General features: G+C 36.7%; 14 protein-coding genes. 3 read left to right on the forward strand and 11 right to left on the reverse strand.

What is annotated here, in order from left to right; genetic code table 11:
• Positions 1 to 3 precede the first annotated feature (3 nt).
• Positions 4 to 1,269: a putative DNA modification/repair radical SAM protein gene (locus A9G13_RS02885; RefSeq protein WP_065556111.1), complete on the reverse strand. Its 1,266-nt coding sequence runs from the start codon at positions 1,267 to 1,269 to the stop codon at positions 4 to 6.
• A gap of 271 nt (positions 1,270 to 1,540) precedes the next feature.
• Here A9G13_RS02885 and fabB point away from each other — a divergent pair, with 271 nt between their 5' ends.
• On the forward strand, positions 1,541 to 2,752 hold the full coding sequence (fabB, locus tag A9G13_RS02890; protein ID WP_065556112.1) for a beta-ketoacyl-ACP synthase I: 1,212 nt from the start codon (positions 1,541 to 1,543) through the stop codon (positions 2,750 to 2,752).
• A gap of 96 nt (positions 2,753 to 2,848) precedes the next feature.
• Here fabB and A9G13_RS02895 read toward each other — a convergent pair whose 3' ends face one another.
• Genes A9G13_RS02895 through A9G13_RS02905 form a run of 3 tightly spaced genes read right to left on the reverse strand, consistent with a single transcriptional unit; the run spans position 2,849 to position 5,114 of the window.
• A complete protein-coding gene (locus tag A9G13_RS02895; RefSeq protein ID WP_065556113.1) occupies positions 2,849 to 3,571 on the reverse strand; it encodes an amino acid ABC transporter ATP-binding protein in 723 nt (240 codons plus the stop codon).
• Entirely contained in the window at positions 3,558 to 4,319 is a 762-nt protein-coding gene (locus A9G13_RS02900) for an amino acid ABC transporter permease (RefSeq protein ID WP_065556114.1), read from the reverse strand. The genes A9G13_RS02895 and A9G13_RS02900 overlap by 14 nt, the downstream gene beginning before the upstream one ends.
• A gap of 12 nt (positions 4,320 to 4,331) precedes the next feature.
• Entirely contained in the window at positions 4,332 to 5,114 is a 783-nt protein-coding gene (locus tag A9G13_RS02905) for a basic amino acid ABC transporter substrate-binding protein (protein ID WP_065556115.1), read from the reverse strand.
• A gap of 256 nt (positions 5,115 to 5,370) precedes the next feature.
• On the opposite strand from A9G13_RS02905, the gene asnA reads away from it, so the two are divergent.
• A complete protein-coding gene (asnA, locus tag A9G13_RS02910; protein ID WP_065556116.1) occupies positions 5,371 to 6,363 on the forward strand; it encodes an aspartate--ammonia ligase in 993 nt (330 codons plus the stop codon).
• A gap of 67 nt (positions 6,364 to 6,430) precedes the next feature.
• Here the strand turns inward: asnA and A9G13_RS02915 are convergent, their stop codons facing one another.
• The 5 genes from A9G13_RS02915 to A9G13_RS02935 all read right to left on the reverse strand — a co-directional run bounded on the left by A9G13_RS02915 (position 6,431) and on the right by A9G13_RS02935 (position 10,258).
• A complete protein-coding gene (locus A9G13_RS02915) occupies positions 6,431 to 6,868 on the reverse strand; it encodes a DUF1161 domain-containing protein (protein WP_065556117.1) in 438 nt (145 codons plus the stop codon).
• A gap of 156 nt (positions 6,869 to 7,024) precedes the next feature.
• Positions 7,025 to 7,249 (reverse strand): hypothetical protein, encoded by a 225-nt coding sequence (locus A9G13_RS02920; protein ID WP_065556118.1) that lies wholly within the window; start codon positions 7,247 to 7,249, stop codon positions 7,025 to 7,027.
• Between the two features lie 498 nt (positions 7,250 to 7,747).
• Complete coding sequence (locus A9G13_RS02925; RefSeq protein WP_081301135.1) at positions 7,748 to 8,011, reverse strand: SemiSWEET family transporter; 264 nt, start codon at positions 8,009 to 8,011, stop codon at positions 7,748 to 7,750.
• A gap of 94 nt (positions 8,012 to 8,105) precedes the next feature.
• Positions 8,106 to 9,257, reverse strand: a complete 1,152-nt coding sequence (gene fucO / locus A9G13_RS02930; protein ID WP_065556119.1) for a lactaldehyde reductase — start codon at positions 9,255 to 9,257, stop codon at positions 8,106 to 8,108.
• A gap of 113 nt (positions 9,258 to 9,370) precedes the next feature.
• Positions 9,371 to 10,258, reverse strand: a complete 888-nt coding sequence (locus tag A9G13_RS02935; protein ID WP_065556120.1) for a dihydrodipicolinate synthase family protein — start codon at positions 10,256 to 10,258, stop codon at positions 9,371 to 9,373.
• 219 nt (positions 10,259 to 10,477) lie between these two features.
• Here A9G13_RS02935 and A9G13_RS02940 point away from each other — a divergent pair, with 219 nt between their 5' ends.
• The gene (locus A9G13_RS02940; protein ID WP_065556121.1) at positions 10,478 to 11,230 is read left to right on the forward strand and encodes an IclR family transcriptional regulator; all 753 of its coding nucleotides are present in this window, start codon (positions 10,478 to 10,480) and stop codon (positions 11,228 to 11,230) included.
• Between the two features lie 69 nt (positions 11,231 to 11,299).
• Here A9G13_RS02940 and A9G13_RS02945 read toward each other — a convergent pair whose 3' ends face one another.
• Both A9G13_RS02945 and A9G13_RS02950 read right to left on the reverse strand, forming a co-directional pair.
• Positions 11,300 to 12,520, reverse strand: coding sequence for an MFS transporter (locus A9G13_RS02945; RefSeq protein ID WP_065556122.1), 1,221 nt, complete (start codon positions 12,518 to 12,520; stop codon positions 11,300 to 11,302).
• 33 nt (positions 12,521 to 12,553) lie between these two features.
• A complete protein-coding gene (locus tag A9G13_RS02950; RefSeq protein ID WP_065556123.1) occupies positions 12,554 to 13,957 on the reverse strand; it encodes an aminotransferase-like domain-containing protein in 1,404 nt (467 codons plus the stop codon).
• Positions 13,958 to 14,077: the final 120 nt, after the last annotated feature.

Genomic DNA, 14,077 nt, shown 5'->3' on the forward strand with positions numbered 1-14,077 from the left:
TGATCACCACCCCATTACTAACTGTTGTGGCATGTTTGCGGTTTTATTTTGAAGTAACGGTTGTTCTTGTAAAGACAGACGAATATACTCAGCCGAAGAATCCAGTAATTTGAATTGATCCATTTCATGGCAAATAATAAAAAATTGGGCTCGTTTTAGTACCACACCAATTCGTTTAAGAGCTTGCAAATTCAATTTACGATGCCTTCTAGCCATGACAATTAATTTGGCCGATTTAACCCCTATGCCAGGTACACGCAAAATTTTGCGATAACTATCTCGATTTACGTCTATCGGGAAAAATTGTGGATTACGGATCGCCCATGATAATTTGGGATCTACGCTTAGATCCAGATCCGGGTGCTGTTCATTGACTATTTCATTGACATCAAAGTCATAAAACCGCAATAACCAATCGGCTTGGTACAAGCGGTTTTCCCGCACTCTGGGCACTTCTGGTACTACCGGTAGCCGTTTGTCATAACTGTTAACCGGAATAAAACCAGAATAATATACCCGCTTCATACTTGGCCTTTTATACAATTTGGCGGTTAATTGCAAAATTTGCTGATCGCTTTCGTCAGTGGCGCCAATAATCACTTGCGTACTTTGCCCTGCCGGTACAAATTTGGGGGTCGACTTTATCTTTTTACGATCTTCAATATTTTCCAGTAGGTTTTGTTGAATATAGCGCATGGGTTGGTAGATACTTTGATGATCTTTATCCGGCGCTAATAATTTAAGATTTTTTTCGGTAGCAATTTCTAAATTAACACTCATTCTGTCGACCAATAACCCTGCTTGGCTAATTAGTTCATTACTAGCCCCGGGGATAGCCTTCATATGGATGTAACCATTAAACGAATATTCGTTGCGTAATATGGTTACCGCACGAATCATTTTTTCCATAGTATGATCTGGCGTTCTAACAATACCAGAACTTAAAAACAGTCCTTCGATGTAATTACGACGATAAAATTCAATGGTTAGTTCAGCTAATTCCCGCGGTGTAAACCCGGCTCGGGGGATATCATTACTGTGGCGATTTATACAATATGCACAATCAAACATACAGTAATTAGTCAGCATTATTTTAAGTAATGAAATACAACGACCATCTGCAGTAAAGGTGTGACAAATCCCCCAACCATAGGCACTGCCAATCCCTTTATTTTTATTGCTGCGAGTTGTACCACTGGAAGCACATGAAATATCGTATTTAGCTGATTCCGCTAATATTTCAAGTTTAGTCATTATATTTTCATTCATTGTAAATCCACTTAAATAACTGTATCTATATACAGTATTATAGCCAGATTTTTATGCCCTGCAAGTCCTTAAAAAAACAATTTACTGCAACATAATTTTAAAATTTCGCCCCAAATATGAACAAGGAATATACAAATTATTGTAAAAAAGGAATAAATAACATCACATAAAATGAATAAATAGCGGATAGGTATTGTTCAGCTTACAAGTGTAAGCTATAATCTCAACAATTTTTCATATAAAGCCAGATAATTTAGGAGTAGGTCATTAAATGAAACGTGTTGTGATTACAGGTTTAGGGATTCTGTCAAGCATCGGCAATAATACTAAGGAAGTGTTAGAATCACTAAAAATAGGACGTAGTGGAATTACTTTTTCACAAGAAATGAAAGATAGCGGGATGCGTAGCCATGTGTGTGGTAATGTAAAATTAGACACAACCGGGCTAATTGATCGTAAAGTTGTGCGCTTTATGAATGATGCTTCTATCTATGGTTATTTAGCTTTACAGCAAGCAATTGAGGATTCTAAATTAACACCGGAGCAGGTATCTAACCCTCGCACTGGTTTAATTGCCGGTTATGGTGGATCAACTAAAACTCAATATGCTGTTGTTGCCGGAATGAAAGAAAAAGGCTTGCGTGGCGTTGGTCCTTATGCCGTAACCAAATCAATGTCTTCCGCCATTTCTGCTTGTTTGGCCACACCATTTAAAATTAAAGGTATTAGCTATTCAATGACTTCTGCATGTGCAACCTCAGTACACTGCATTGGCCACGCTGCCGAACTCATTCAATTAGGTAAACAAGATGTGGTTTTTGCTGGCGGTGGTGAAGAACTGTGTTGGGAAATGTCGTGCGAATTTGATGCCATGGGGGCTTTATCAACCAAATATAATGATACCCCTGAAAAAGCGTCACGTGCTTATGATGCCAATCGTGATGGTTTTGTTATTGCTGGCGGTGCTGGCATGGTAGTGGTTGAAGAATTAGAACATGCGCTAGCGCGTGGTGCACATATTTATGGTGAATTAGTCGGTTATGGAGCCACATCGGATGGTTATGATATGGTTGCGCCATCTGGCGAAGGTGCAATGCGTTGTATGCAACTTGCTATTCAAGATTTAGATGTGCCAGTTGATTATATCAATACTCATGGAACATCAACTCCAGTGGGTGACGTTAAAGAGTTATGGGCGATTAAACAAGTATTTGGTGACAATATTCCGGCAATTTCATCAACCAAATCAATGACTGGTCACTCATTAAGTGCCACGGGTGCGCAAGAGTTAATTTATTCATTATTAATGTTAGAACATGGTTTCATTACGCCAAGTATTAACATTGATGAGCTTGATGAGGCCGCCGTTGGTATGAACATTATTACTGAACCAACCCAACGTGAATTGACTACGGTAATGTCTAATAGCTTTGGCTTTGGTGGTACTAATGCTTCAATTGTTATGAAGAAATACCAAGCATAATTCAGTATTTATTCTATTAGTAAATAAAAAAACCGTTCTGTTTAGGAACGGTTTTTTTTGAATTAAACTTATAAAGATCTGCAACAGCAAATTTATCTATAAAACTTTGCTCAAAAATAATTTAGTTCGTTCATTTTGCGGATTTTTAAAAATTTGTTCAGGTGAACCCTGTTCTTGGATAATACCTTGATCAATAAAAATAACCCGATCAGACATTTCTCGAGCAAAGCCCATTTCATGGGTAACCACAACCATAGTCATGCCTTCTAATGCAAGGGATTTCATCACAGCAAGAACTTCACCAACTAATTCAGGATCCAACGCTGAGGTTGGTTCATCAAAAAGCATAACTGTAGGTTCCATCATCAATGCTCTGGCAATGGCTACTCGTTGCTGTTGACCACCTGACAATTGATTTGAATAAGCATCAATTTTATCAAGTAAACCAACTTTTACTAATAAACTTTCAGCCTTGGCAATAGCATCACTTTTAGACATCTTTTTGACATCCATTGGCGCCAAAATTAAATTTTGTAAAACTGTCATATGTGGAAAAAGGTTAAAGCGCTGAAACACCATACCAACCGATTCTCGCAAACGATTAATATTAGTTTTGGGATCCTGTACTTGAAAACCGTTAACTTCAACCTCACCAGAGGTAATTTCTTCTAATCCATTAATGCAACGCAGAAATGTGCTTTTTCCAGAACCTGAGGGACCAATAATTGAAATTACTTCTTTTTCTTCAATATCACATGAAATGCCACGTAAAACATGGATATCACCAAATTGCTTTTGTAGATTTTTAATGTGAATCACTTTTGCCTAACCTTTTTTCTAAGTATCTAACTATGCAAGATAGAATCGATGTCATTATCCAGTATATTAAGGAAATAACTAGGTAAGGTTCGGTATAAGAACCATAAGCTGCACCGGATGTTCTAGCGGCAAAAGCTAAATCGGCCAGACCAATTGCTGCACCTAATGACGAATCTTTTAGAATAGCAATTGCGTTATTACCTAATGGAGGAAGCATTCTTCGAAATGCTTGAGGTAATATGACCTTGCGCATAGTACTGCCATAACCCATTCCTAATGAACGCGCGGCCTCCATTTGCCCTTTATCAATTGATTGAATTCCCGCTCTGAAAATTTCGGAAATATAAGCTCCGGCATTTAATGTAATAGCAGTTACACACGAAATAAATGCCCCATATTGAGAACGTAGCATACGAGCTGTATCAATAGAAAGAAGTTTATCTGATACCAATAACCCATCACGTGGATTAATTAAAAATGGCATTAAAACAAAATGAACTACCATGATTTGTACAAATAATGGTGTGCCACGAAAAGCGCTAACATAAATTTTAACCGGCCACTGGACACAAAAATAAAGCACATATTTCCAAAAGCCATATTTAGTATAAGCAGTTCGCCCGATGCCTAATATCAATCCCCATAATGTACCAAAGATGACACAAAATATTGTACATTGAATTGTCATCCTCGCCCCTTCCATAAACAGGGGTAAGTACTCAGAAATAATATCCCAATTAAATGCCATGAATGATCCAAATTACTGTTTAGATTCTAGTGGTAAAGATGGAACACTACTATCAAACCACTTAGTATAGATTTTCGCATATGTGCCATTTTCAATAATTTTTCTTAATCCAGAATTAATAATATTACGTAATTTGTCATTACCTTTAGCAACCGCAATACCAAAATATTGTGATTCAAAATTGTTATCCGAAACTAAACTAAACTCTTTACCTGGATGCATTTTAATATAAAATTTAACAACTCCAACATCACCTACAGCTGCATTAATACCCTCTTCATATAATTCTTGCAATAACAATGGCGTATTATCAAAACGTTTGATGGAGGTACTATTTTTACCCAAAACTTTTGAAACAACTACATCGGCAGTACTACCATTCACTACACCAACCGTCTTATCGCTTAAATCAGTTATAGCAGCTATTTTAGAATTTTTCTGTGTGACAATAACTTGTTCTGCAGGGAAATAAGGTAATGAAAAATCAACTGAATTTTTACGTTTATCCGTGATAGTAATTCCTGAAATAATAATATCGCGTTCACCATTATCTAAAGTAGCAAAAATACCTTCCCATGGGGTATTAATTAGTTTGACTTTAAAATTTTCAGCCTGTGCAATCGCTTTAATTAGATCAATATCGAAACCTTCTAGTTGTTTATCACTATTTTCATATTCAAATGGCCGGTAGGTACCCCCAGCACCTACAACATATGTAGGTTCATCCGCATAAGATAGAGACGTGGATAACAGCAAAACACTAGTTAATATTAATGAAAAAAAGGATTTGATCATTTGAGGCCTCATTTAGAAATAAATCAAGAAACTATGATAACTTTTGAAGAAAATAATGCAACTGATTATTAACCGATATTCGCATTGTATACATATAAACCATGACAAACTATACATTATATAAAACCATAGAAAGTTACTGTCAAAAAAGCAATTAAAAGAATTCCCATTAAAAGTAAGCTATTACTGGCTTGCATATTTTTATATTCTAGTTTACTTTAGCAAATGTCCGTTAATAATTATTTAAAGAGTCAATATGTCTATATCATTCAAAGAACAACAACAACGAATTAGTTTTGTAAAACATTTTTTTGCTGAGCAATTAGCTGACAATTTATCACTAATTGAAGTACAAGCACCATTATTAAGCCAAGTTGGCGATGGTATTCAAGATAACTTATCCGGGACTGAAAAAGCGGTTCAAGTTAAAGTGAAAGCCATTCCTAATGCCCAATTTGAAGTGGTACATTCCCTAGCTAAATGGAAACGTAAAATCTTAAGTGATCACCATTTCGCAGTAGGTGAAGGGATTTATACTAATATGAAAGCGCTGCGACCTGACGAAGATCAACTTTCACCGATTCATTCGGTTTATGTGGATCAATGGGATTGGGAAAAAGTGATGCGCCCACAAGATCGCAATTTAACTTACTTAAAACAAACCGTAGAGAAAATCTATTCAGCTATTAAAGCCACCGAAAAAGCGGTAGCCGAAAAGTACCATTTACCACGTTTTTTACCAGAAACCATTACGTTTATGGATAGTGAACAACTATTAAAACGTTATCCTAACTTGTCTCCAAAAGAACGTGAAAATGCCATTACTAAAGAGTTAGGTGCCGTATTTTTAATTGGTATTGGTGGCAAATTATCTAACAATGAAAAGCACGATGTGCGCGCACCAGATTATGATGATTGGAGTAGCGATAACGAATTAGGATCACAAGGATTAAATGGTGATATTCTAGTTTGGAACCCGGTATTAAATAGTGCCTTTGAAATTTCATCTATGGGCATCCGTGTTGATCCGGAAACCTTAAAACGCCAACTAAAAATTACTAACGACGAAGCTCGCTTACAATTTGCTTGGCACCAAGCATTAGTCAATGGTGAACTGCTACAAACTATTGGTGGGGGCATTGGTCAATCACGCTTAGTCATGTTACTGTTACAACAACAGCATATTGGCCAAGTACAAGCAAGTGTGTGGGATGATTCAATCAGACATAACTATCACGATTTATTGTAACAGTTATCCAATCAATCTTTCCCATTATGTTAATAGTGGGAAAGATTAACTTATAGAGTAAACCGACTTAATTTTGAGCAGGAGCTGAAGTTGGGGCAGATGTTTCAGCTGGAGCAGAAGCAGGAGTAGATTCAGCTGCTGGCTGTGAATTAGACTCTACAGCAGGTGCTTGAGTTTTTGGCTCTTCAGCTTTTGGTTGTTCCACTGGCTTAGCTTCTGGGGCTGGGGCTTCAGCTTTAGTTGCTTTGGTAGCAGCTTTAGTTGCAGCAGACACTCCATCCAAACGCACATAAACAATATTTTGCTGACCGCGATCACATGAACCAACAATTTGACCTTCAACTTGTTGTGACTGGTCGGCAGGAACAAGCTTTAATTGAAACTGAGATGACTGCACACCATTATTTTGAATTTTTTCGGCAATATTACCACTGATTTCATCACAATTTGATGCAGCAGCAACCATTGGTAGGCTTAACAACACAACAGAGACTAGCTTTTTCATACGTTTTCCTTTTATTATAAGTGAGGTTATTATCATCAGCATTATAAGACTATTAGTAAAACTGTCTATATACTTTTAGCTAATGATGAAAAAATATTTTTCTAACCCCAAACATATAAAATATTGCAAAGCTAATCTGTGGAAATTACGCGTAATTTACTTTTGCTGATCTTCTAATAATTTCAGTTTATTCAATATCCAAGAGCGAATATCTGCCAAGTCATCTGTCGATAAACTATTCACAAAATCACGCTTCTCATGTAAGGTATTTCGATCTTCTTCGGTTAAGACTACACCTTTTAGATTCAATAAGACTTCTTTACGATACATTGAATAAATAAAGTCTTTTATTAAATCATCTGAAAGATTAATTTTAGTCATAAATATTCCACCCTTATATTAGTAAACTCACTTATTCAACCTGTAACTAGTTAAAAAATCCTCAAACTAGAGCACGGCAACATTAGCAAGCTTAAACCGTAATAAATACCTTAATTTTTCGATAACCAATTGAAATCGATTAAAAAAGATATCTTTTACTATAATATGTTCTTGAACCCATTACAATGGCAGAAACTATAAATTGAATTTTCACAGTTATGGTTAACAAAAAATTATGCACCGAAGCATTTGATAAGTATTTAACAAAGCTGTTGATAACTCAATAACATAATGATTATTATAAATATATTATCAAGATTAAATAATAACCCACCTAAAATTGGGTTAACTTTTATCGACAAAGTCAACCAAAACATCAAACAAAAATGGAATAAATTTAGAAAAATTTGCTAATACTGACAACTAAAAAAATAGCTATAGCGAAACTATAAAACCTTTCACTATAGCTAAGAATTAATAACAAAAACTATTCAAAAATTATAATGCGGTAAAAAATGCTATCAAACCAAAAAAGACACCTGGGGAATTAGCGATGGCAATCGGCCAATCCTTTTTTTCTTGTAATAAACCGTAACCAACCCAGAGAGAACAATTAATTGCCGCTGCTAACGGTTGGGTGGGGTTAGATTTAAAACCATTGAGATTATCAATTATTTGTGGGATATAAGAAACATACATGCCTAAAGAGGCAATTGTCGCAATTATACCTAAATAATGGAAAGCCTTAGCTGAAAGATGCAAAATCAACCTGCCTAGTAGAAATATGAAAGGGATTTAAATCTAACATACATCCCATAGAAATAAAACTATGGGATGCAAAGGCAATGGTAAATTATTAATAAATAGAACGATAAAGAGCTTCAATTTCTTTAAGGTTAGTATCGCGTGGATTACCACCGGTACAAACATCCGCTAATGCTGCTTTTGCCAGCTCAGGAATGTCTGATTCAACCACACCTATCTCACGCAGTGTTGGTGGAATGCCAACATCTTTGTTAAGAGCTTTTACTGCTTCAACCGCGGCTGTACGCGCTTCTTCTATTGACATTTTTTCAGTATTTTTAACGCCCATGGCTTTAGCAATATCACGGAATCTATCGCCAGTAAATTCAGCATTATAAGCCATAATATGTGGTAACAACACTGCATTAGCAACGCCATGCGGAGTGCCATAAAATGCTCCCAATGGGTGTGCCATACCGTGCACTAAACCAAGACCAACGTTAGAAAAGCCCATACCTGCAATATATTGACCAAGCGCCATATCTTCAGCACCTTTAGCTTCCCCTTTTACAGAACTCCGTAATGCCCGCGAAATAACTTCAATCGCTTTAAGGTGCATCATATCAGAAAGCTCCCACGCACCTTTCGTAATGTAACCTTCAATTGCATGTGTCAACGCATCCACACCCGTTGCTGCTTTCAATTTAGGCGGCATTGAAGCCATCATTTCTGAATCAATAATGGCAACAATTGGAATATCATGTGGGTCAACACAAACAAATTTGCGTTTTTTCTCTTCATCAGTGATCACATAGTTGATAGTTACTTCGGCCGCAGTACCTGCTGTGGTTGGAATTGCTATAATTGGCACACTTGGATGTTTTGTTTGGATTGCGCCTTCCAAACTACGCACATCAGCATGTTCCGGATTATTAATGATAATACCGATGGCTTTAGCTGTATCTTGTGGTGAACCACCTCCAATAGCGATTAAATAATCGGCTCCGGATTTTTTAAAGACCTCCACCCCTTTTTTAACCACAGCTATGCTAGGATTAGGAATGACTTCATCATAAATTTCATATTGAAATCCTGCTTTATCCAATAAATCTGTCACCTTAGTAGCCACTTTAAATTTAATTAAGTCCTTGTCTGTAACTACTAGTGCTTTTTTGAAATGTCTCTTTTTCACCTCATCAATTAAATGCTTAATTGAACCAGCTCCAAAATAAGAGGTTTCATTCAAAATCATACGATATGTCATGTTTTATTACTCCTTAGTACTAATTTAACTTTCATTATTTTTATCAACTAGCTAGTGATAACTGTGATTGTTATAATTTATTTATCGTTATGAAATCACAGCTAAATTAATTATCACTTGAATAATTTTTTTACTTCTTTTATTTGTTCAGAATTTAATTTGCCACCAAAATTTCTTGATTTTGATTTTAAATAACCATGTTTTTCAGCAACAGCAGTTTTAATAGTGGTTACAAAATCATCACCAATATTGTAAATATTGGATAAACGGCTAATTTCTTTATGTAAGCGAGCCACTTCTTTAAAATCATTTTTGTTAAATGCGGTCATGACACTAGCAAAAAGTTCCGGCACCACATTATTTAAACCAGATAGAACACCCGCGCCACCATTCATTAAATTAGGCACAAAATATTCATCAAAACCAGCAAAAACAGCAAAATCTTTACGGATTGCTTGGGTAGCTAATACTATAGAACGAGTATGTGAGGAACAATCAACTGTATCTTTAATACCTATGAATTTAGGAAAATCAGTTGCTAATTTGGTTACTAATTTAGCATCCACATCGCAACCGGTACGCGCAGGGAAATTATAAATAAACCAATTGCCTGAGAACTTAGAATCTAAGTATTTATAGTATTCATATAACTGATTAGCTGTTTGTGCCAAATAATAATGTGGTAAAGCCATTACTGCTGGGTAGCCGGCATCATAAGCAGCATCAGCAAGGCGAATCATATCGTCAACCACAGTAGTTGAAACATTCACAATCAAAGGCAAATCTGTAAATTGATGCGCTTGTTTAATAATCGCTAAGCGTTCATTAATACTTAATGTAGCAAATTCACCAATAGTACCATTTACTAAGATCCCATTGATCTTGGCATCAGTTAGCATACGGTAATGCTTTTCCATAGCCGCAAAATCAACTTTATTTTTTGTATTAAATGGAGTGATAGCTGGACAGAAGGCACCAAAAAATTTAGACGTTTTTTTCATAGTAAATTCCTTAATAAATTTAACACCAATATATGGATAATTATTTCAATAGATAATTGTATGAATACTATCCAACTTATTAGCTAACAACTCAATAGTAATTTTCTTGTTGTGTGATGCAGATCAAATATCAACAATAATAATGACTAAATTAACTTTATTAATTAGCCAAAATATATTTATACTTATAACTGTCTCAATATATTGGTGTAAAAAATAATGAAAAAAGTAGTTACCCAAGCCCCGGCTATTGATAAAGCAACGCGCATTTTTCATTTTATTGCTGAAAAAGGGGGGGCCACTTATACCCAAATTTATCAAGGTTTATCATTGCCACAAAGTTCAACCTCGGCGTTATTAACCAGCTTAGTTGCCAATGGCTTACTACGCCAGAACGAAAATAAATACTATTTAGGCCTTAATTTTTATGAATTTGGTAATAAAGCCATTGAGCAATTTAATATTAAAGATCTGGCAATTGAACCATTGACATTTTTACGTGATAAAACCCAGCTCGCTTGCCATTTAGGGATATTAGATGGCAGTTCGGCTATTTATTTAGCCAAAGTAGAAAGCCCCAATGCTATTCAAGTTAAAAGTTGGCTCGGGCGTAAACTGTCATTACATTGCTCGGCATTGGGAAAAGTACTTTTAGCATGGTTACCCGAACAGCGTGTTGACGATCTATTCCCGGATGAAAACCTACCCCCAAAAACCCCAAATACCATAACCACCAAAACAGCTTATAAACAAGAGTTAATAAAAGTTAAGCAACAAGGTTGGGCTTTTGATGATGCCGAAGATTTTGATGAAGTTACATGCTTAGCCGCACCGGTGTTTGACAAACATGGTAATGTTATTGCCGCAATTAGTACCTCGGGTGTACGCTTTCAAATGCCTAAACAACGAATAAATGAATTTGTACAATATCTGCTCGTCGCCACTAAAATGCTGAGCAATAAAATTAAATAATAACTAGGGAGATAAGTAAAACAACTTTTCCTATATATATTAGGCTAGGAAAAGTTGGAATGTGTTTTTTCAGTTTAATACGCTTTGTTTAGTTTCTTTACCTAAACCAATAATAGCTACAATGGCGATTAAAATTGATAAACTAAATAAGCCAAAAATGGTACTTACAGCCATATTTTGGGTCATTAATAATCCCACCATTAGTGGCCCTAAAATGCCGCCGATGCGGCCAATTGATGCTGCCATGCCCGAACCAGTGGCACGAATATTGGTTGCATATTGTTCCGGAGTATAGGCATACATTGCCCCCCAAGCGCCTAAATTGAAAAACGACAGTAAAGCACCATAGATCAGCAATTGATTAACAGATTCAGCCACGCCAAACAGATAGGCACTAACTAAGGTACCTAGCAAATACGTGACTAATACCCATTTGCGCCCTACTCGCTCAATTAACCACGCTACTGAAAAATAACCGGGCAACTGAGCAATTGTCATGATTAAAATATATTCGAAGCTTTTCACCATATCGAAACCTTTCATCATCATGACACTCGGTAACCATAAAAACATGCCATAATAAGAAAAGACTACGCAAAACCATACAATCCATAACATTAAGGTGCATTTACGAAACTGTGGACACAATAACAATTGTATTTTAGTTACCACTGACTCTTTTTTAGCTCCGTTATTTAGGCGATTATAAGTTGGTGAATCCGGTAAGTTAAAGCGTAAATACAAGGCATAAAATGCCGGGATAGCACATAAAATCATGGCACCACGCCAACCTACTGTTGGTAATGGAATTAAGAAATAAGCAATTAATGCCGCCAATACCCAACCCACAGCCCAAAAACTTTCCAAAAGTACAACAATGCGGCCACGTACCTGTGGAGCAACGCTTTCACTGACTAGCGTTGAGGCTACCGGTAACTCGCCACCTAAGCCCATACCAATAAAAAATCGCAAAATTAATAGGCTACTTAAACCCCAAGCAAAAGCACTTAAACCACTAGCAATACTAAACATCAATAAAGTGAATAAAAAGGCAGATTTACGGCCTTTTTTATCCGCATAAATACCAAACACAAAGGCGCCGACGGCCATGCCCACTGAGTTGACACTACCAATCCAACCCAGTTGTGCCGGTGATAAGCCCCAATCTTGTTTCAATGCCGCTAAAATAAATGATAGCAAGCCAACATCCATTGCATCAAACAACCAACCGGTGCCGGCAACTAACAATAGCTTATTAGTGGATAATAATGTGGTTTTAAGATTTTCCATAATGTGTCAAGTTACCTAAATAATTAATGTCAGCTATAAAAGCAGATTCTGATCGAAATGTCCATAACTTAAGCGTATGTTACCAAGCTGATCACCAAAGTCCACGCCAGGCGCGACAATGATATTGCAGGCAAGCAACTGATTTAACAATGCTGTTTCCTGCTGCACACTGGTTATAGGTAACTGTGCATATAAATGCAAACCACCTAAAGGTTTAGTATAATTTATTGCGCCGTGGAAATAACTATCCAACCAACTCATTAACTGCTGCGCTTTGAGCTGCAATTGTTGCCGTAATAATTGTTGATGACTAACATAGTAATGTTGCAAGTATTGTTGTGCCAATAATTGTGGCAAAATACTTAAGCCCGAATCAATATGTTGCCTAATTTTAGCCAAGTTTTCAATAACCTTGCGCGGAGCAATCATCCAACCCACGCGGATATTACGACCAATATATTTAGACAGTGACCCCAAATAAATCACCTGATTATCATGATCAAATTTCTTGATTGGCGTAATGGTTAAATTAGCATCGAAGGCTAAGCCACTATAAGCATCATCCTCGACAATACCGATACATTGTGATCGGCAAAAAGCCAAAACGGCTTGTTTACGCGCCGCACTCATCAGCAAACCGGTGGGATTTTGAAAAGTAGGATTTAAAAATAACCACTTAACTTGGTGCTGTTGGACAGTTTTTTGTAAGCTGTTCAAAATAATGCCTTGGTCATCACATTCAATACCATACAACCGCAAACCTGCCGCCTGAAATAAAGGCAATGAATAAAAATATGAAGGTGACTCAATACCAATGGCATCACCGGGTTTTAGCAAACCTTGAGTAATCAAAAATAACGATTGCTGAGTTCCTGACGTAATTAGGATTTCACTGTCATCCACCAGCATATTGAAGCTATGTTGCATATAATCAACAATTTGTTGTTTGAGTGCCGGCAAACCGAGCTGTAACTGATCGCTATTTTTTTCATACATCACCAGCTCATGTGACGACACATTAGCTAACCGCAATTTAGGGATCATACTAGTGGGTAAATCACCATTAGCCAGATCACAAATAGCGGTATTTTGTTTGCGTAGTTGTTCAGCTTTTTGTTGATAAAGCGATTGTTTATTTTGATAAAAATGCGCCGGCAAACGCCAGTTAATAGTCGAACTCGCCTGAACGCCCCACTTTTTATCATTAACAAAGGTGCCACTGCCGACTCGTCGCAGCAAAATGCCACGTTCAGTCAATATATCGAGCGCATGCACCACCGTAGAACGGTTAATGTTTAGGTTTTTAGCTAACTCCCGTTCCGCTGGCAACCGTTCGCCGGAGATTAACAATCCCTGCTCAATATAATGTTCAACTAGCGCGGTTAACTTCTCAAACAGTGCGCCATCAAAGGCGTTTAATTTTGCTTTATTCCACATAATAGCCACATTTTTATACTGAAACGTATATGTCTCAGGAAACATCTTGACAGATGCATAAAATTGGATGGCTGTATTATAGTCCAATTGGCTGTTTATCGCTGTAATTTATTTTTGAAT

The sequence above is a fragment of the Gilliamella sp. wkB178 genome (genome assembly GCF_001690705.1).
In the GTDB taxonomy this organism is placed as follows: domain Bacteria; phylum Pseudomonadota; class Gammaproteobacteria; order Enterobacterales; family Orbaceae; genus Gilliamella; species Gilliamella apicola_K.

Excerpts from the sequence above, each read along its gene's own strand:
- A9G13_RS02885 (WP_065556111.1), bottom strand. The coding sequence starts at position 1,269 with ATGAATGAAAATATAATGACTAAACTTGAAATATTAGCGGAATCAGCT.
- fabB (WP_065556112.1), top strand. The coding sequence starts at position 1,541 with ATGAAACGTGTTGTGATTACAGGTTTAGGGATTCTGTCAAGCATCGGC.
- A9G13_RS02900 (WP_065556114.1), bottom strand. The coding sequence starts at position 4,319 with ATGGCATTTAATTGGGATATTATTTCTGAGTACTTACCCCTGTTTATG.
- A9G13_RS02905 (WP_065556115.1), bottom strand. The coding sequence starts at position 5,114 with ATGATCAAATCCTTTTTTTCATTAATATTAACTAGTGTTTTGCTGTTA.
- asnA (WP_065556116.1), top strand. The coding sequence starts at position 5,371 with ATGTCTATATCATTCAAAGAACAACAACAACGAATTAGTTTTGTAAAA.
- A9G13_RS02915 (WP_065556117.1), bottom strand. The coding sequence starts at position 6,868 with ATGAAAAAGCTAGTCTCTGTTGTGTTGTTAAGCCTACCAATGGTTGCT.
- A9G13_RS02920 (WP_065556118.1), bottom strand. The coding sequence starts at position 7,249 with ATGACTAAAATTAATCTTTCAGATGATTTAATAAAAGACTTTATTTAT.
- fucO (WP_065556119.1), bottom strand. The coding sequence starts at position 9,257 with ATGACATATCGTATGATTTTGAATGAAACCTCTTATTTTGGAGCTGGT.
- A9G13_RS02935 (WP_065556120.1), bottom strand. The coding sequence starts at position 10,258 with ATGAAAAAAACGTCTAAATTTTTTGGTGCCTTCTGTCCAGCTATCACT.
- A9G13_RS02940 (WP_065556121.1), top strand. The coding sequence starts at position 10,478 with ATGAAAAAAGTAGTTACCCAAGCCCCGGCTATTGATAAAGCAACGCGC.
- A9G13_RS02945 (WP_065556122.1), bottom strand. The coding sequence starts at position 12,520 with ATGGAAAATCTTAAAACCACATTATTATCCACTAATAAGCTATTGTTA.
- A9G13_RS02950 (WP_065556123.1), bottom strand. The coding sequence starts at position 13,957 with ATGTGGAATAAAGCAAAATTAAACGCCTTTGATGGCGCACTGTTTGAG.